Source organism: Shewanella colwelliana ATCC 39565, from assembly GCF_000518705.1.
Taxonomy (GTDB): Bacteria; Pseudomonadota; Gammaproteobacteria; order Enterobacterales; family Shewanellaceae; genus Shewanella; species Shewanella colwelliana.
The window spans coordinates 43,818-62,669 of sequence record NZ_JAEC01000005.1; the positions used below are offsets into that span (position 1 = coordinate 43,818).

Genomic DNA, 18,852 nt, shown 5'->3' on the forward strand with positions numbered 1-18,852 from the left:
TAAGTCGGCCCCTTAGCTCAGTTGGTTAGAGCATACGACTCATAATCGTCAGGTCCACAGTTCAAGTCTGTGAGGGGCCACCAATACAGATAGGCCGTAGTAGGTTAGTACCTACTACGGCTTTTTCGTATCTGGAGTTCTGTGTAGCAAATATGTAGCAGATTAAAGTATGTATCAATTACATTAAAAGTTAATTGCTCTCCCAAGTTTTACGTATAAGCTTTGCACTCACTACATCAATAGCACTATTCAACCTCCCAGTAATAATACTAATGAGTAGCACTTTGCTCACTACAGCATCAACTGTGACATACTTTAACCTAGGTCACTGATTACCCTGCCATTTCGTTAGTGCTAAATACAATATTTCATGTAGTATGTTTAAAGCTAATTTTGATAAACACAGCTAGATACCTTTTAAGCCTAATCTGGCTGTCTAGCTACTCACAAGCCTGTGTAAGAAGCAAAAGCTTACAGAAGTAAGATAAATGAAAGGAATTGACCTGTGTCTGCACTCAAAAACCTATTAGAAGTATATCGACAAGAATCAAAAACGGAACGTGAAAAAGGTAACTACTTCGAAGAACTTATCGTCACTTACTTTAAAAATGAACCGACTTATAAAGATTTATATTCTAAAGTTTGGTTATACGCTGATTGGGCAAAGGAACAAGGTATAGATGGCCGTGATACAGGTATCGACTTGGTTGCGCAAACGGATGCAACAAATGAATATCATGCTATTCAATGTAAATGCTACGCTGAAGATTATCGAATTCAAAAAGCTGATATAGACAGTTTTTTTACTGCTTCAGGTAAGAAACCTTTCACCCACAGATTAATTGTTACCACTACAACCAACTGGAGTGAGCATGCTGAAAATGCAATGGCAGATCAGCAAATTCCCGTTTCCAAAATTGATTTAGCCGATTTAGAAAGCAGTCAAATAGATTGGTCAAAATATGAATCTAACGAAGCTCCCGTATTAAAGAAAAAGTTTGACCCTCGCCCTCACCAAAAAACAGCTATTGATAACGTAGTTCGTGAATTTAAAACTACTGATCGTGGCAAGTTAATCATGGCCTGCGGTACAGGTAAAACCTTTACCAGTTTACGATTAGCAGAACAACAAGCAGGTAAGGGCAAAAGAGTATTGTTCCTTGTTCCAAGCTTGTCATTATTATCTCAAACATTAACTGAATGGACACAGCAAAGTGAAATTCCACTACATAGCTTTGCTGTTTGTTCCGACTCTGATGTTGGTAAGAATAGAGATACAAATGAAGATGATGTTGTTCAAACGCTAGTTCATGAACTTAGATATCCCGCGACAACAGATGCTTATAAATTAGCAAAAGAATTTGAGCTACGTCATGACGATGAACACATGAGCGTTGTTTACTCTACCTACCATTCAATTACCGTTATAAATAGAGCGCAAAAACAACACGGTTTAGCTGACTTCGATCTAATTATTTGTGATGAAGCACATCGTACTACAGGCGCAACATTTGCCGATGAAGATGAGAGTGCTTTTGTTCGTGTACATGATCAAAACTTTATTCGAGCAGATAAACGCTTATACATGACAGCAACACCAAGGTTATACGGTAACTCTGCTAAAGCAAATGCGGAGAAAGACAGTGTAACGCTTTGCTCAATGGATGATCCTGCTTTATATGGTAGAGATTTACATACCATCACTTTCTCTGAAGCGGTAAGAAGAGATTTACTTTGTGATTATAAAGTCATTGTTTTGACCGTTGATGAAGCCTATATCAGTAAAAAAATTCAATCGTTATTAAAAGATGAAAACAATGAACTTAAAGTTGATGATGCTGCGAAAATTATCGGATGTTGGAAAGCACTAAGTAAACAGGACACTCAAGAAGATTTATCAGATGATCTTCATCCAATGCAAAAAGCGGTAGCATTCTGTCAGGTTATTGAACCTCAAAGTACATCAAAACGAAAATCAGCCAAACATAAAGTCAGTTCAAAGAATATTGCATCCATGTTTCAATCAGTAGTGGAAGCCTATCAAGAAGCGAGTGACATTGAAGATGGCCTTTTCTGTGAAGCTGAGCATATAGATGGCAGCATGAATGCTTCAGAAAAAGGCGAAAAAATTAGCTGGCTTAAAGAAAAAACTGAAGACAACGTTTGTCGAATTTTAAGTAATGTTCGTTGTCTATCAGAAGGTGTAGATGTCCCAGCGCTTGATGCTGTTTTATTTTTAACACCAAGAAACTCTCAGGTTGATGTTGTTCAATCTGTTGGCCGTGTTATGCGTAAGTCTGAGGGTAAAACACGTGGCTATGTAATTTTACCTGTTGTTGTGCCTACAGGCATGGAACCAGATGAAGCACTGAATGATAATCAAGTTTTTAAAGTGGTTTGGGATGTATTACAAGCGTTAAGATCTCATGATGATCGCTTTGATGCCATGATAAACAAGCTTGATTTAATTGGTAAAGCACCTTCTAAAATGGAAGTTATTGCTATTACCGACAAAATTGCACCAAAACAAAAATCAAAGTCTCAAAAGAAATCAGGTAAAGACGAGTTTTTCATTGGTAGTAAGCGAGATGGTAGAAATAAAAAGCATGGTACAGAGCAAGATGATAGCCAAGGTGCATTTGATTTTTCTGTATCCGAAGTTGAGAGAGCACTATATGCTCAGGTAGTTAAAAAATGTGGGAATCGTAAGCATTGGGAGCAATGGGCAAACGATATAGCCAAAATTGCTGATACCCACATATTAAGAATAAAAACGATTGTTGAAGATCCTAACAATGTTAGAGAAGTTAAAGCGTTTAATGGCTTTGTTGAAGAATTAAGAGATGATTTAAATGAGGCTATTACCTCTGAGGAAGTGATTGAAATGCTCGCACAGCATTTAATTACTAAACCAGTATTCGATGCACTTTTTAAAGATCACAGTTTTGCTACTAATAATCCAGTTTCTCTAGCTATGCAGGGAGTTCTAGATGTTCTGCATGAACATAGGTTAGACAAAGAAGCTGATACACTTGAACAATTCTATGCAAGTGTAGCAATGCGAGCTGAAGGCATTGACGATGCCTCTGCAAAGCAAAAGATAATTGTAGAGTTATACGATAAATTTTTCCGAAATGCCTTCCCAAAAATGACCGAACGCTTAGGAATTGTTTATACCCCTGTGGAGGTGGTTGATTTTATTATTCACAGTGTAAATGACTTACTTCAAAAAGAGTTTGGTCAAACCCTCGGCAGTGAAGGGGTTCATATTCTCGACCCATTTACTGGCACAGGTACATTTATAACTCGCTTGCTACAAAGTGGACTAATCTCTGAAGAGCAGCTTGAGCATAAATACAAAAATGAAATACATGCGAATGAGATCGTTTTATTAGCTTATTACATTGCAGCAATTAACATTGAAGCTGTTTATCACTCATTAGTTGGCAATCAAGACGAAACAGGTGATTTAACTCATTATGAGCCATTTAACGGAATTTGTTTAACCGATACCTTCCAGCTTTATGAAAAAGACGACCTAATCCAAGAGCGTCTATCAGATAATAGCCAACGTAGAGTTCGCCAGAAAAATTTAGAAAACATTCAAGTGATTATTGGTAACCCACCTTATTCGGCTGGTCAAACGAATGCCAATGACAATAACCAGAATTTATCTTATGAAAAGTTAGACAATGGCATAAGAGAAACCTACGCAGCACATTCAACAGCAACTAATAAAAATGCACTATATGATTCTTATATCAGAGCTATTCGTTGGGCAAGTGACCGAATCGAAGATAAAGGGATTGTTGGTTTTGTTACAAATGCAGGCTTTCTAGAAGGCAATACTGCCGATGGTATTAGAAAATGTTTAGCTGAAGAATACAGTAATATTTATGTATTCCACCTTAGAGGAAACCAAAGAACATCTGGTGAATTATCTCGAAAAGAAGGCGGAAAAATTTTTGGTAGTGGTAGTAGAGCACCTATAGCTATTTCTCTTTTAGTTAAGAACCCTGAAGCTAAAGATAAAGGAAAAATCTACTGGCATGATATTGGTGATTATCTAACACAACAGCAAAAGTTAGATATAGTAAGTGACTTTTCTAGCGTTGATGGCATTACAAATGAGAACAAGTGGACTGAGATTACCCCTGATAAATACCATGATTGGATAAACCAACGTGATGATAGCTTTTATGATCATGTTGTAATAGGAACTAAAGAGAAAGGCACTACTGAGGACTTTGTTTTTAAAAATTACTCAAGGGGAATAGAAACAGCACGTGATGCATGGTGCTATAACGGCTCAAAAAAGAAACTTGCATCTAATATGGAAAAAATGACTTCATTTTATAATGTTGAAGTTGCTCGTTATAAAGAAGTATTACCTAATGATTTAAAAAGTTTTGTTAATAATGACCCCACTAAAATAAGCTGGTCTAGTAGTTTATTACCTAAGGTAGGTAAAGGTGTTGTTGCAAGCTATTCTGAAGGAAATATTATCAAATCATATTACCGACCTTTTAGTAAGCAGTGGTTATATCACGATGGGATGTTTAATCATCGTGTTGGGCAAATGCCAAATATTTTTCCAGATAAGTTGGCACAAAATAAACTTATTTATTTAAGTGGTTCAGGTAACAGCGGGAAAAAATTAACGGCTCTTATGCTAGACGGTTTACCAGACTTGAATTTGCAACACTCTGGTGGTCAGGGTTTTCCTTTATATTTATATGAAGCTAATGATGTAGGTAATCTAGAGCAAGTAAGCGCAATTTCTGACACCATAATTGAACATTTTAAAGAGTTATATTCAAATGTAGAAATAACGCCAGTGGATATCTTTTATTATATTTATGGTGTTTTACATTCACCAGATTATCACGATAGATTTGGAGAAAACCTAACTAAAGCCTTACCTAGAATACCTACTGTAAAATCAGAAAATGATTTTTGGTTATTATCAAAAGCAGGTCGAGACTTAGCTGAACTGCATTTAAATTATGAAACAGTAGATTGCTACCCTGTAACTCTAGATACAGGCGATATATCAATCAAAGAGCTTAATAATGATGATTATTATGTCACCAAAATGAAGTATGCCAAAAATGGGAAAGAGAAGGATTTAACCGCCGTTAAATATAACGACAGAATAACCATCAAAAACATTCCTGTTGAAGCCTACGAATATGTTGTTAACGGCAAGCCTGCCCTCGACTGGGTGATTGAACGTCAAGCAGTAACTACAGATAAAAAGTCACAGATTACTAACGATGCTAACGATTGGGCAATAGAAACAATGGGTAATGCTAGATATCCATTGGAGCTATTCCAACGTGTTATCACAGTTAGTTTAGAAACGATGAAAATTGTGAAGTCACTGCCTAAGTTAGATATATAATACGGCCTGCCTTCCTTAGCAGTTTGCTTCACTACTGCTAAGGATGGCACAACTATCTTACATTCAAATTCTGACAATTTTTATCAACACGTTATGAGAGTGATAAATTAGAATTGTTGGTATTCACTGAGCAAAGCCAATCTATAATTCATATTTGGTACAGTTGTTTACAGAACTCCAAGTAAAAGCATCTTAGCCATTCTGGCTGGCGACTACTAAAAGATTAAAGAAGGGGGGTTGGCATAGAAGTAGCACCTAGTTTTAGGCTAAAACTACTGGTGAGGTGTTATTCTATTCATATATTGGCTCTCAGCATTAATAGTTGAGACTTTGCGGTTCATTTTTTGATTTGGGTTAACGCCTAACCAAAAGCACTAAGCCTTTTCTATCCTCCATTGGTAAAGTCTGGTGATGATAGTCCGCCCTGCAAACCATAACCCCTTAACTTTAGTGATTAGCTCACCGTCATAGTAGCTCTGTAAGCACTCCCCAGTTTCTTCATCAATATTCAGTTCGTAATACAGTTTAATCGGTCTATCTTTATGTTTGGCAGAGACACCGCCCATAGCTGCCATGTAGCCTTGCCAATCGCTATTTGAATCGCCACAGTTTGCTTTTGAAAGCTGACTCATCATCGTCATCATCTCAAACACCTAGCAGTTCAAGTCTGTGAGGGGCCACCAATTTAAACAAAAAAGCCTGCATTAACCTGTGGGCTTTTTTGTGCCTGAAATTTTCTTTTCATCTTCTGAATAGATATCCCATACGACTCATTATCGGCATCACCTCAAGCATCAAGTCATTCAACTTTTAAAGGGCTGCCAGCGTTAATCAGCTAAATCGGCTGTGTTTTTGTCGGCAACAAGTTCACCAAGATGTGCGGCTATCTTATCGGCGACGCGAAAAGCATTGGCATAGATGGTTAATGTTGGCGTGACCGAGCCACCATTAGGCATAAACGAGCCATCGGTAACATAAAGATTGTCGCAGTCATGCACGCGGCAGTTTTTATCCAGTACAGACGTTTTGGGATCATCGCCAAAACGACAGCCCCCCGCCACTAAGTTTGAGGTCGGCGCACTAAACACATTGCCCCATGCTTCGTCGGCGCCCATGGCTTTCATGACCTCAACACCTCTGTCTACCAGGTATTGAGCAACGATTAGGTCATGAGGATGAAAGCCAACTCTAACGTTCGCGACGGGCTGGCCCCAACGATCTTTTTCATCTTTAGCTAAACTGACATAACACTCATCGTTGGTCAGCCAGTCGCAAAACACTTCAAATTTAAAATCCTTCGACTGGGTGAAATGGGCTTTTATTCGCTGCTTTAACTGTGTGCCCCAAAGTAAATTGCCCTCTTTCCACTTGAGGCTTGAGGTGTCGGCCGTTGGTGCTGGCGGATCGAAAACAAAATCTAGCGTGCCGCCTTTTATTGGTTTGCTTGCTATCGACTTATCATCAATCACATACCAGTCTTGCAATGCGCGATTGAAAAAGGGGCCTCGCAGGCTAAGCTGCCGTTTTTGGTTGTCGTTTAATCTATCTAGTTTAAAGACCCCGTGGCCAGTACCTCCCGCGCAGCAATGCAGATTTTTGCCCACTTGGCCAAAGCGATTACCAATGCCTTTTTTATGTTTCTCCCCTTTGCTGTTAAGCAGTAATCGCGCGCTCTCGATAGCATAACAGGCCACCACAAACAGCTTTGCCGTCACACGCTGACGCTTGTCATCAGCGTCAAAATAGTCAACCGAACTCACCAGCCCCTTGTGGTCAGTATTAAGGCGATACACCATAGCTTGCGTGATCACCTCACAATGCCCTCCCACTACAGCCTGATCAAGTAGCGCTGCACGCGCACTGGCTTTAGCACCTGAATGACAACCATAGCTGCCACAAAAACCTGAATATTCGCAACTTTTCCGACCATTAAATGGGATGGATAATACGCCGCGAGCCATAGGTAATGGATGGAGCTTTAATGATTTGCACGCTAAATCAAATTTGGCGGCAATGGGATGCTCTGCTGTGGGTGGAAAAGGGTAATCTTGGGTTGAGCGTGGCTCAAGGTGAGGATGGTCAACCACCCGCCCTGATACTCCAACGACCTGCTCTACCTTGGTATAATATGGCTCTAAATCAGCATAACTTATGGGCCAGTCAACCGTATTGGCTCCCGCAATGGGACCAAATTCGCTAATAAGTCGAAAGTCTTGTGGTTTTAATCGGTGAAAATAGCCACTCATAAAATTGGATGCACCACCGACCAAATTACCGCCCCAGAATTGCGCAGTGGTATCTAGAGACCAGCCCCCTTGCTCATCAGGCTCTTCTAACTGATGTCGCTCATCTTTAAACTGTGAACGAAAGCGGTTATGACGACCTAACTGCTCATCTTTGGTAAAATCACTCTCTTTGTACCACCGCCCTTTTTCCAGCACGCCAACAGAGTAACCCGCTTTTGCCAGCTCATAGGCAATAGGAGCCGCCCCGGCTCCACTGCCGACAATACACACATCAAAATCTAATTTGTTATTCATAAAGACTATCTCTTTATCTGCTTTGGCAATCACGATAAACGTCGAGTGACCTTTAAGGCGTGTACAACAATCTAGCGCAATAGGCCGTACTTCAGCCTTGCGAACAACGCCACAGCCCGCTAAAAATCCAAGTAGGTTTTACCAACCGTTGGGCGCGGAAATCCTGGTTGATACTCAAGCCATTGCCAACCGATACCTTGGGGATTACCGCCATAAATGGGATCAAGCGTAAGCGCTTCTAACAGGTAATAGAGCAGCAAGGACAACCAATTCTCGCCAGCGCGGCTTTTGGCGACTCGCTGTAACAGGTTATCTTGAGCTGTCTCATTGAGGAGCAAGAAACTCGTACCTAACTCCTCTTGCGACAACTCCTCCAGCCAGCTAGCGCCTTGTATTACAAAAGGCCTATCACCATCGGCTTGATTGTCAGGCTCATCGATCGCCCACAACAGATAGGTATAGGCGTTAAGCTGCTGAGCTGACGGACCATCACCATCATCAGGGAACAGATGCAGCTGTACGGTTTCGACAATCGCGCGGGTGATCACATCAAAGTTTCTTGGGGAACTTGTACTTCTATCTGGCACCACTTGGTTACGGTCAAACGCCTCGGTGCCAGCAAAAACCGGCTTGATGCCGATTAACGCAAGCAGTGCTGCACCCGCCCCCGTCTTTTGCAAAAAGGCTCGGCGGCTCATTCCTGATGCGTACGCGTAACGCGACATATTGCCCTTATTCGTCAGGTGCTGCCTGGTTATTCTGGCCATCATTGCTCCCTCAGCGTCTCCAATAATGCACTCACTATCTTAATACACCAGACCGCCCATTAACTGAAAATATTCATAAAGTTAGAAAATTAACACCCAATCAATACTCACGCCTTGAGTTAGGGCATCGCAGCAAAAGATCTCCTATAGTTTACTCATGCGTTTTAAGCCCATGCTAAGGAGGACCTATGTCTCATCCAATCATTGCTGACAACAAGCCCAAAAAAGTCACTCTAACTAAAGGGCAAGAGTACTATTTTTGCGCTTGTGGCCGCTCTAAAAGCCAACCCTTCTGTGACGGTTCTCATGCGGGCACCAACTTTAAACCTAAAGCTTTTATTGCTAAGCAAGAGGGCGATGCCTACCTATGCGCCTGCAAACATAGCGCCAACACCCCGTTTTGTGATGGCAGCCATAAACAATTTACAGCCAAAGATGTTGGCCACGAAGGTCCTGGCATCGCAACACTCAACGGGTCCGACGCTCAACCCCACGCCGCCGTTACCCAAGAGGAGCCGACGGTAGAATTTATCCATCAATTAGCGCGCGAAGGCCTAAGTAAAATGGGGCACCATGGCCCTATGACCTCAATGGGTGTTCCCCGTCACCACCTGCCTCACTGGGATGACATACAGATAATGACCGCTCAGATGGCTACCCAACCACTGCAAGAAGATCAGGCTGTAGCAACGGAATTGGTTATCGGTCCCCAAGCCAGAAAACCACTCATATTGAAGATACCGCTGTTTGTCTCTGATATGAGCTTTGGTGCATTATCACAAGAGGCTAAAGTGGCACTGGCTAAAGGCGCAGAACTTGCTGGGACCGGGATATGCTCAGGCGAAGGGGGTATGCTGCCTGAGGAACAAGCGGCCAACTCACGCTATTTTTATGAGCTGGCTAGCGCCCAATTTGGCTACCAAGAGCAGCTACTTCACAAGGTGCAAGCCTTTCATTTTAAAGGCGGTCAAGGCGCTAAAACTGGCACAGGTGGTCACCTACCGGGTATCAAGAATATTGGCAAGATTTCAGAGGTTAGAGGTATTCCTGCGGGCCAACCGGCCATCTCTCCCCCCTGCTTTAAAGACTTACACTCAGTTGCTGATTTTAAGAAATTTGCCGATCGAGTCAGAGAGGTCAGTGGCGGTATCCCAATCGGCTTTAAACTCAGTGCCAACCATATTGAACGAGATATCCAGTTTGCTCTCGATGCCAGTGCTGATTACATCATCTTAGATGGTCGCGGTGGCGGTACTGGGGCCGCTCCAAGCATGTTTCGTGATCATATCAGTGTCCCCACCATTCCTGCACTTTCTCGTGCACGGCGTTACCTCGACAGCCAGGGCGCAAAGGGGCGAGTTACCCTTATTGTCACCGGCGGCTTGCGAGTGCCTATCGATTTTGTCAAAGCGATGGCGCTGGGCGCTGATGGCGTTGCCATCGCCAACAGCGCCATGCAATCAATTGGCTGTGTTGCGGCAAGAATATGCAACACCAACAACTGTCCTGCTGGCATAGCGACCCAAAGAGCCGATCTGCGACAACGGCTCAATGTCGATCAATCAGCGCAGCAACTGGCCAATTTTTTTGCGGCGTCAACAACCTTGATGCAAGTGATGGCGCGTGCCTGCGGCCATCATCATCTGGCTGACTTTACGCTTGATGACTTAGCAACATGGCACAAAGAGATGGCGCTGTTGTCAGGCATTCACTATGCCGGCGTCACACCGCTAACGTAACGAAAACGTGGCTCATGATGAGCCACTTTATGGTTTATCCCAACTGATTATCCTAGGCTACGTCGTAGTGATTTTGTTGCCGTAACAAGATTTTTTAAGGCAGGCTCAACCTCCTCCCAGGTACGGGTTTTTAAGCCGCAATCTGGGTTAACCCATAGTTGCCGTACAGGCACTTTACTTGCCGCCTTTTCCATTAAACTCACCATCTGCTCGACACTTGGAATATTAGGACTATGGATGTCATATACACCTGGGCCGATTTCGTTGGGGTATTCAAAATCTTCAAAGGCATTTAAAAGCTCCATGCGCGAGCGCGAGGTCTCAATGGTTATTACATCGGCGTCCATGGCCGCGATGGCTGCAATCGTCTCATTAAACTCGCTGTAACACATGTGAGTATGGATCTGTGTATCATCCCGCACGCCTGCCGCGCTCAGTTTAAAGGCCGCCACTGCCCAGTCGAGGTAATGCTGCCAATCGCTACGTTTGAGTGGCAAACCTTCACGAAAAGCTGGCTCATCAATCTGAATAATGCCTATGCCCGCCTCCTGCAGATCAACCACTTCATCGCGTATGGCTAAGGCTATCTGCGTCGCAATGGTATCGCGACTGATATCTTCACGCGCAAACGACCAGTGCAGAATGGTCACCGGCCCAGTTAACATCCCTTTGACCGGTTTATCGGTAAGGCTCTGTGCATACTCTGCCCACTCTAGCGTCATCGGCCCCTTACGACTGACATCACCATAAATGAGTGGCGGTTTAACGCAGCGTGAACCATAACTTTGCACCCAGCCATACTGAGTGAAACCAAAGCCTTGCAGTTGCTCACCAAAGTACTCAACCATGTCATTGCGTTCTGCTTCACCATGCACCAACACATCGATACCGAGTTTTAGTTGGCGCTCAATGGTGTCTTGAGTCACCGCCTTAAGCTGCGCGGTATATTGGGCTTGGGTTATCTCAGCTAGACGCCAACGATTGCGCAAACCTCGAATGGCTGGCGTTTGTGGAAAGGAGCCAATAGTCGTTGTGGGCAGAAGTGGGAGCTTAAACCGTTGTTGCTGCGCCGCTTGGCGATAAGCGAACGCATGTTGTCTCTCATAGTCTTGGGGACACAAGGAAGCGACACGTTGCTGAACCTGTTTATTCGCCGCTTGCGAACGAGCATTGCGACGCTCAATACAGGTACCAACAATCTGTTTCGCTGACTCGCTGTCTGGTGACGTTAACAATAACTTTAACTGCGCAAGCTCAGTCAATTTTTGTTTAGCAAATGCTAGCTGATCACGTAAAGATGGGGCCAATTGCTGCTCACAATCTAAGTCAACAGGGCAGTGTAATAACGAACATGACGGCGCTATCCAAATTCGGTCTGCAAAATCCTTCACCACAGCTGAAAGGTTATCGGCAATGTCATCTAACTGGGCCGCCCACACATTACGGCCATTGATCACCCCAAGAGAGAGCACTTGATCTTGACTTAACTGCGCAGCAAACAGCGGCAGTTGCTCTGGAGCCGCCACCAGATCTAAATGCAGACCTGCAACGGGCAAAGCGGAAACGAGTGGTTGATGATGAGCAATCGTTCCGTAATAGCTGGCAAGCAGTAACTTTGGCTTGCTATGGCTAAGCGTTTGATAAGCCGACTCAAAAGCCTGTGTCCATTGTGGCTCAAGTGCTAAAGCTAGAATGGGTTCATCTAACTGCACCCATTCAACACCTTGGGCTGCAAACCGCGCCAAAATCGCTTGGTAAACGGCGACCAAATTGTCCAATAAGCTTAAGCAGTCAAATTCCTCCCCTTGCGCCTTAGCCAGGTAGAGATATGAAACGGGCCCTAACAATACAGGTTTCACTTTATAACCCAGTGCAACTGCTTCCTCTACTTCTTCGAACAGTTGTTCATAAGCGATACTGAACGTTTGCGCTGGGCTGAGCTCTGGCACTATGTAATGATAGTTAGTATTAAAGTATTTGGTCATCTCTGCTGCCGGCGCTTCCTCGCCAGTAGGTGCACGGCCCCGAGCCACACGAAACAGCGTATCAAGATCAACCTGCTCACTGCCTCGGTGGCGATCTGGTATCGCTCCAATAGTAGCGCTTAAGGTCAACACTTGATCGTAATACGCAAAGTCACCCACTGGCAGCAGTTCAACCCCGGCCTCAGCCTGCCACTGCCAATGTTGTATCCGCAATGATTTGGCTACATCAAACAATGCTTGACGGGAGATCTCCCCGCGCCAGTACTTCTCTTGCGCAAATTTCAGCTCTCGCTTGCGACCAATCCTTGGAAAGCCTAAAGAGGCGATTTTTACACTTTGCATATTGTATACCTTTTGAGTTAATATGAGCGAAATTCATGAATCAACGCCTTCTGTTGATAAATAGCGACACGCTATTGCCGCTATCATAGATATTAAATATTTGGGCGTCTGGACGTCTAGAAGTTTATTGTGTTAGTCTGTGACTTCGCAATCGAATTGATTTCAAGAACAACATGAGCAACATTCATGTGAGGGTAAAATGATAGAGCTTAGGCACTTACGTACATTGGTCGCACTCAAGGAAAGCGGCAGTCTGGCTGGCGCGGCGAAAAAGCGTTTTGTTACTCAATCGGCCTTGTCCCATCAGATTAAGGAGCTGGAGACACGGATCAACTCGACCATTTTTGTCAGAAAGAGTAAACCACTCTCTTTTACTCAAGAGGGCACGCGCTTACTTAATTTGGCAGAGGAAATTTTGCCAAAAGTGGTTGAAACCGAAATTGACCTCAAGAATGGTTTAACCGATCAAATTAGCGATCTCTTTGTGGGCATAGACTGCCATAGCTGTTTTCGTTGGTTAATGCCTGTCACTGAAAAGTTTAACCAAAGCTTCCCCCATACCAATTTGGAGTTGTCGAGTCGGCATCTTTTTGAGTCTCTGAGCGCACTAAAACAGGGACAGTTAGATGTGGTACTCACCTCAGATCCTATTCCTGACAACGATATTGCGTATCTGCACCTGTTCGATTTTGAAGTCAAACTACTCATGGCAAATGATCATCCGCTTGCCACCCTCCCTTATGTGACACCATCACAGTTAGCAGGAGAGCCACTCATCACCTACCCAGTGCCAGTGGACCGCTTAGACATATATCGCCACTTCATGGAACCTGCGGGTGTCCCGGTGAACAAACAGATCCGCTGTGACTTGACCGCCATGTTACTGCAGCGTGTCGCTTGCAAAGATGGCGTAGCGGCGCTACCAAGTTGGTCAATTAATGAAGCCCACGGCTTGTCATTGAAGGCGGTTAAACTTGGTGCAGAGGGATTAAAACGGCCGCTGTTTGGTGCATATCGTCGCAGCAGTCATCAAGCGAACGTCGCACAGCAATGGCTGTCATTAGTCGGGCAGGAAGGGCTAAGTAAACAAAAGTTGAATTAATCACACTGATAAAAAAACCTGCACTTAGCAGGTTTTTTATTATTTGGTATCGACAAGAGATTATCGGCTATAGCGGATTGAGTAGCTGCTTACGCATTGATAGCACTCGTCTAAGTACTAAACCTGGAGAATCAGGATTGCGGGTCTGGCGTAAGTTGTGGGCAATCATAAACTCTTCTCTGAGCTCTTCATCTAACCCAAGCGATTCAAACGCTTCGATAGTCAATGTTTGTTTCTGATTATCAATCAAAGATTTGATAATAGACAGAGGGAAAGATTGCTCCGACTCAGCATTTAAATATGCAAAAGCGGTTAACGCAATAATCTCACCAAAGACACTAAATAGCGCTAAGGTTTGCACCTCATCAGGGTTAATATTTACCCCTTCCATGTTGTGCAAGTTATCTACCGCATCAGCGGCAATACTCTCAGTTAATGCCCAATACCCATAAACCAGTTTTTTGTAGGGTTGCGGCAGTTCATCGAGACGTTCTTTCAAATAAAAGGTAAAAGCATAACGGTAGATATTTACTTGACCTAAACGCACCAATGCATCTTTTAAAGAACGATTCTTAGATGACACTACGCCACCAGCATTGGCCGCAGAATTACTACGCCAAAGGAGATGCGCCGCCAATGCGGGATCTGAAGAAACGATATCAATCACATTACGAATATCACCATCGGCAATGATCGCTTTCTTTAATGGGATCAAAATACCGCGGCGCCCAATGACCTGCTCTTCATTGGCGATAATTGCACGTACTTGAGTGAAAACTTGATGCTCAAGATCTGTCATGAGAAGTTATTAACCTGATTTATTATTCTGGCCAAATGCCATTTGTTATCCAAGAATTTACCCATAAAACGCCCGTTGTGGTCAAGTCGAATTAGAGCAAAACTGGAGTTTACCTTAAATAAACAACAATTGAGCTATCAACGCCGTCAAAGTGAGCCTTTTTATAGTGATATCTGGCAAAAGCCTAGCCAGCGTAATCTGGTAGCGAGCCTGTATTCATGGAGCATCTATCGTTATCTGACTCAGATTTAGCTAAATTGCCCCAGCTTTTACGAGGCGCTGCTCGATATGCTTTGCTAGGCGATAATACCCCTCATCATTGAAGTGAATACTATCTGACTTTACCTCTGGTAATTTTAGCAGGTCTAGCAAAATATCTTCAATTAATAACAGTTCAAATTGTGCAGCCAGTTCTGCGTATATTTCAGATGGTGCCAACCAAAGACTTTTTTGTGGCACCGCAATCAATACCACCTCAATATTCCTCGCCTTTGCTATCTCAATCATCTGTTTTAAATTGTTTTTTACCTTCTGCTCACTGACATTTCTCAGAAAATCGTTGCCACCTTCTAACAGTAAAACCAATCCAGGTGACCATAGATCTAACTGTTCCTCAAACCGTATAAGCCCTTCACTCGTGGTTTCACCAGAGATACCAGCATTGACTACTGTGCGCCCCAGCATGGTGGATAGCACTTGTGGGTAATCGGCTCCCTCTGACGCCCCGACACCTTCTGTTAAGCTATCGCCAAAGGCAAGTATCTTGGCCTCAGGCGACAAAGGTTCAAGCTGATGGCCGTGTTGCGACAATACCACTATCACCATCAATATCAGTGCTGCCACTGCAAACAACTTCATCTTCATTGTTAATCCTTACTGAGGGCTTTCACATTAGGTTGAGCGTAATAAGCCGACAGTGATTTGTAGTGGCATAGTGAATTTGATCAACAAGCGCTTCACCCAAATATTGCCAAACCCCTAAACCACAGCCAATAAAAAGCCCGCTATACGCAGGCTCTATTATTACAGCTCAATGGTAACTTAGATACCAAGCTTGTCTCGCATGGTGTAGTACCAAGCACCTATCGCCGAGAATGGCACTTGCATCAAGTGACCACCAGGGAACGGGTAGTGTGGCAGCCCAGCAAAGGCATCAAAACGCTTCGCTTGACCATTAATGGTTTCAGCGAGTATTTGACCTGCAAGATGGGTATAAGTCACTCCGTGACCGCTGCAACCTTGTGAGTAATAGATATTACTGCCAATGCGCCCAACTTGCGGTAAACGCGACAGCGTTAGCAGGAAGTTCCCCGTCCAAGTAAAATCAATCTTCACATCTTTTAGCTGCGGGAAGGTAGATAACATTTTAGGCCGAATGATAGCTTCGATATCAGCAGGATCGCGCGCACCATATACCACGCCACCACCATAAATGAGTCGGTTGTCACCTGACAAACGGAAGTAGTCAAGCAGGTAGTTACAATCTTCGACACAGTAATCTTGTGGTAACAGCGATCTTGCTAACTCGTCGCTCAGCGGTTCGGTGGTGATCACTTGAGTACCGCATGGCATAGACTTAGCCTGCAGTTCAGGCATTAGCCCGTTTAGGTATGCGTTACCCGCCACAATGACGAACTTACATTTCACCGAGCCTTGTGCAGTGTGCACGACAGGGCTCTCGCCTTGATCGACCTTGATTACCGCCGAGTCTTCAAAAATCTGTCCGCCTAATGACTCTACCGCATCGGCTTCACCCAGTGCTAAGTTAAGCGGATGAATATGGCCGCCACTCTTGTCGAGCAATCCGCCCACATAGCGCTCAGAGCTCACAACATTACGGATACCTGATTCATCAAGCATCTCTAGATGTCCCATGTGACCGTGCTTTTCCCACAGCGCCTTTTGTGAGTCAAGATGGCCCATCTGCTTGCTGTTTAATGCCGCAAAAACGCCACCATCTTTAAGGTCACACTGGATGTTATATTTAGCCACCAAGTGCTTAATGATACGACCGCCTTCGAAGGCCATCTCACCAAAGAGCTTACCTTTCTCAACGCCTACCGTTTTTTCTATGGTATCGATGTCACGGCTAAAGCTATTTACAATTTGACCGCCATTACGCCCTGAGGCGCCAAAGCCTACGCGAGCGGCTTCGAGTACAGTGACCTTAAAGCCCGCTTCTAAAAGGTGAATCGCCGAGGATAAACCGGTATAGCCAGCGCCGATAATACACACATCGGTTTCGATGTTATCGGCAAGTTTCGCTCGCAGCTGTTTGGTATTGGCTGACGCCGCGTAGTAAGAGTTTGCATGAGGTGTACAGTTCATAAAATCCACCTAAATCTTTATCATTGTTGTGCTGTTGCATTAGGCAGGCTGCAGCAGTTTTAGCTGCAGCCTGTCACCTTGTTTGATAGAAGGGATTGATCCGTTAATCGCTAGCCATTCTGCTGCGCTTGTCGGCACGTCTTGCCATATACCAAGAGATAAAGGCGATGAGTGACACAATCAAAATAATCAGCGTTGCCAGTGCATTGATCTTAGGCGAAACCCCCATCCTCACAGATGAGAACACCACCATTGGCAATGTTGTAGCACCTGGACCAGAAGCAAAACTGGCTATGACTAAGTCATCGAGCGACAAACTAAATGACAATAGCCAACCAGCAATTAAGGCCGGAGAGATCATAGGTACAGTGATATAGAAGAAGGTTTTAAGCGGCGTGGCACCTAAGTCTTGAGCCGCCTCCTCTATCGACATATCGAGTTCACGCAAACGTGATGCGACAACCACTGCAACATAAGCCGCACAGAAAGTGGAATGGGCAATCCATACTGTCAACATGCCGCGTTCAGCAGGCCAGCCAAAGAGATCAGCCATGTGTACAAACAGCAGTAACAAGGATAGACCCGTGATCACTTCTGGCATGACCAAGGGTGCGGTGATCATGTTAGACAGCGTCATCTTGCCCCAACCGCGCGCAAAACGTGTCATCACAAATGCCGCCATGGTGCCTAAGATCACCGCCATCGTTGAGGCAAAAAACGCCACCTTCAAACTGGTCCAAACTGCATCCAGAATCTGTTCATCGCGGAACAGCTCGCCATACCATTTAGGTGAAAAGCCGCCCCAAACTGTGACCAGTTTGGATTCGTTAAACGAGTAGATCACCAGAATAAACATCGGGGCATAAAGGAAAAACATTCCAGCCCAAAGCATAATGGTTGAGAAACTCATTTTCTTTAATCTGTTATTCATATCGTTTTCTCCATACTTCTCGACTGGTAACGATGAAATAGCGTGATAGGAATAATCAGTAGTCCAAGCATTACAATGGCTAGTGCCGATGCAACCGGCCAATCACGGTTATTAAAGAACTCTTGCCATAGCACTTTACCGATCATTAGTGAGTCCGGGCCACCAAGCAGCTCAGGAATAACAAACTCACCCACCACAGGAATAAATACCAACATAGAGCCTGCAATCACGCCGCCTTTAGACAGGGGCAAGGTGATCTTCCAAAAGGTATTTAAACTACGAGAACCCAGATCCGCCGCGGCTTCTAGCAAACTACCATCGAGTTGAGATAGGTTGGCATAGAGTGGCAAAATCATAAATGGAAGGTAGGTATAAATAATACCGATATAGACCGCAAAGTTTGTATTAAGCATCTGAATAGGCTCAGAGATAACTCCTAACCACATCAGCACGTTATTGATAACGCCGTTATTACTCAATATTCCCATCCAAGCATACACGCGAATAAGAAACGACGTCCAAGACGGTAACATCACCAGCAAAATCAACACTGTCTGATGCTGCTTAGGTGCTCTAGCAATGGCATATGCCATGGGGTAGCCAATCAGTAGACATCCTAGAGTCGTTATACAGGCCATCTTCAATGAGCCTAAATAGGCATTGATATATAAAGAATCTTCGAAAACTAAGATGTAGTTACCCAGATTAAGCATAATCTGCAGTGACTCATCGGCGTATTCAAATAGCGCTTCATATGGCGGAATCGCAATCGCTGGCGTAGACAAACTGATCTTTAATACGATGGCAAACGGCAACGCAAAAAACATCAATAGCCAAAAATAGGGCACACCTATGGTATAGCACTGCCCTTTGGGCAGCCTAAACGTCAGTCGTTTTTTCTTCATACCGCCCCCA

The 18,852-nt window shown here is 44.1% G+C and carries 12 protein-coding genes and 1 tRNA gene; 4 read left to right on the plus strand and 9 right to left on the minus strand.

From position 1 onward, the window contains the following. The first annotated feature begins 6 nt into the window (after positions 1-6). Positions 7-83, plus strand: a tRNA-Ile gene (locus tag L876_RS0102150). Positions 84-505: 422 nt separating this feature from the next. After that, a complete protein-coding gene (locus L876_RS0102155) occupies positions 506-5,404 on the plus strand; it encodes a DEAD/DEAH box helicase (RefSeq protein ID WP_028762287.1) in 4,899 nt (1,632 codons plus the stop codon). Positions 5,405-5,778: 374 nt separating this feature from the next. On the opposite strand, the gene L876_RS0102160 is transcribed toward L876_RS0102155, so the two are convergent. The 3 genes from L876_RS0102160 to L876_RS20890 form a co-directional block, all read right to left on the minus strand. Further along, the gene (locus L876_RS0102160; protein WP_028762288.1) at positions 5,779-6,048 is read right to left on the minus strand and encodes a hypothetical protein; all 270 of its coding nucleotides are present in this window, start codon (positions 6,046-6,048) and stop codon (positions 5,779-5,781) included. Between the two features lie 183 nt (positions 6,049-6,231). Beyond that, complete coding sequence (locus tag L876_RS0102165; RefSeq protein ID WP_028762289.1) at positions 6,232-7,944, minus strand: GMC family oxidoreductase; 1,713 nt, start codon at positions 7,942-7,944, stop codon at positions 6,232-6,234. 119 nt (positions 7,945-8,063) lie between these two features. Beyond that, positions 8,064-8,711 (minus strand): gluconate 2-dehydrogenase subunit 3 family protein, encoded by a 648-nt coding sequence (locus tag L876_RS20890; RefSeq protein ID WP_248674446.1) that lies wholly within the window; start codon positions 8,709-8,711, stop codon positions 8,064-8,066. Between the two features lie 188 nt (positions 8,712-8,899). Between L876_RS20890 and L876_RS0102175 the strand changes: the two genes are divergently transcribed. After that, entirely contained in the window at positions 8,900-10,450 is a 1,551-nt protein-coding gene (locus L876_RS0102175) for a glutamate synthase-related protein (RefSeq protein WP_028762290.1), read from the plus strand. A gap of 47 nt (positions 10,451-10,497) precedes the next feature. Here L876_RS0102175 and metE read toward each other — a convergent pair whose 3' ends face one another. Beyond that, positions 10,498-12,777, minus strand: a complete 2,280-nt coding sequence (metE, locus tag L876_RS0102180) for a 5-methyltetrahydropteroyltriglutamate--homocysteine S-methyltransferase (protein WP_028762291.1) — start codon at positions 12,775-12,777, stop codon at positions 10,498-10,500. A 199-nt stretch (positions 12,778-12,976) separates the two neighbouring features. Here metE and L876_RS0102185 point away from each other — a divergent pair, with 199 nt between their 5' ends. Further along, positions 12,977-13,879: a LysR family transcriptional regulator gene (locus tag L876_RS0102185; protein WP_028762292.1), complete on the plus strand. Its 903-nt coding sequence runs from the start codon at positions 12,977-12,979 to the stop codon at positions 13,877-13,879. Between the two features lie 67 nt (positions 13,880-13,946). Here the strand turns inward: L876_RS0102185 and L876_RS0102190 are convergent, their stop codons facing one another. From L876_RS0102190 to L876_RS0102210, 5 genes are all read right to left on the minus strand, one after another. Further along, entirely contained in the window at positions 13,947-14,678 is a 732-nt protein-coding gene (locus L876_RS0102190) for an HDOD domain-containing protein (protein ID WP_028762293.1), read from the minus strand. 252 nt (positions 14,679-14,930) lie between these two features. After that, positions 14,931-15,542 (minus strand): GDSL-type esterase/lipase family protein, encoded by a 612-nt coding sequence (locus L876_RS0102195; protein ID WP_028762294.1) that lies wholly within the window; start codon positions 15,540-15,542, stop codon positions 14,931-14,933. 177 nt (positions 15,543-15,719) lie between these two features. Beyond that, positions 15,720-17,006 (minus strand): NAD(P)/FAD-dependent oxidoreductase, encoded by a 1,287-nt coding sequence (locus L876_RS0102200; protein WP_028762295.1) that lies wholly within the window; start codon positions 17,004-17,006, stop codon positions 15,720-15,722. Between the two features lie 103 nt (positions 17,007-17,109). Continuing rightward, a complete protein-coding gene (locus L876_RS0102205; RefSeq protein WP_028762296.1) occupies positions 17,110-17,937 on the minus strand; it encodes an ABC transporter permease subunit in 828 nt (275 codons plus the stop codon). Further along, positions 17,934-18,842, minus strand: coding sequence for an ABC transporter permease subunit (locus L876_RS0102210; RefSeq protein ID WP_028762297.1), 909 nt, complete (start codon positions 18,840-18,842; stop codon positions 17,934-17,936). Before L876_RS0102210 ends, L876_RS0102205 begins: the two co-directional genes overlap by 4 nt. Between the last annotated feature and the right edge of the window lie 10 nt (positions 18,843-18,852).

Bases quoted from the DNA above. Each gene is read 5' to 3' on its own strand.
- L876_RS0102210 (WP_028762297.1), bottom strand. From the start codon at position 18,842: ATGAAGAAAAAACGACTGACGTTTAGGCTGCCCAAAGGGCAGTGCTAT.
- L876_RS0102185 (WP_028762292.1), top strand. From the start codon at position 12,977: ATGATAGAGCTTAGGCACTTACGTACATTGGTCGCACTCAAGGAAAGC.
- L876_RS0102165 (WP_028762289.1), bottom strand. From the start codon at position 7,944: ATGAATAACAAATTAGATTTTGATGTGTGTATTGTCGGCAGTGGAGCC.
- L876_RS0102195 (WP_028762294.1), bottom strand. From the start codon at position 15,542: ATGAAGATGAAGTTGTTTGCAGTGGCAGCACTGATATTGATGGTGATA.
- metE (WP_028762291.1), bottom strand. From the start codon at position 12,777: ATGCAAAGTGTAAAAATCGCCTCTTTAGGCTTTCCAAGGATTGGTCGC.
- L876_RS0102190 (WP_028762293.1), bottom strand. From the start codon at position 14,678: ATGACAGATCTTGAGCATCAAGTTTTCACTCAAGTACGTGCAATTATC.
- L876_RS0102160 (WP_028762288.1), bottom strand. From the start codon at position 6,048: ATGATGACGATGATGAGTCAGCTTTCAAAAGCAAACTGTGGCGATTCA.
- L876_RS0102200 (WP_028762295.1), bottom strand. From the start codon at position 17,006: ATGAACTGTACACCTCATGCAAACTCTTACTACGCGGCGTCAGCCAAT.
- L876_RS20890 (WP_248674446.1), bottom strand. From the start codon at position 8,711: ATGGCCAGAATAACCAGGCAGCACCTGACGAATAAGGGCAATATGTCG.
- L876_RS0102205 (WP_028762296.1), bottom strand. From the start codon at position 17,937: ATGAATAACAGATTAAAGAAAATGAGTTTCTCAACCATTATGCTTTGG.
- L876_RS0102175 (WP_028762290.1), top strand. From the start codon at position 8,900: ATGTCTCATCCAATCATTGCTGACAACAAGCCCAAAAAAGTCACTCTA.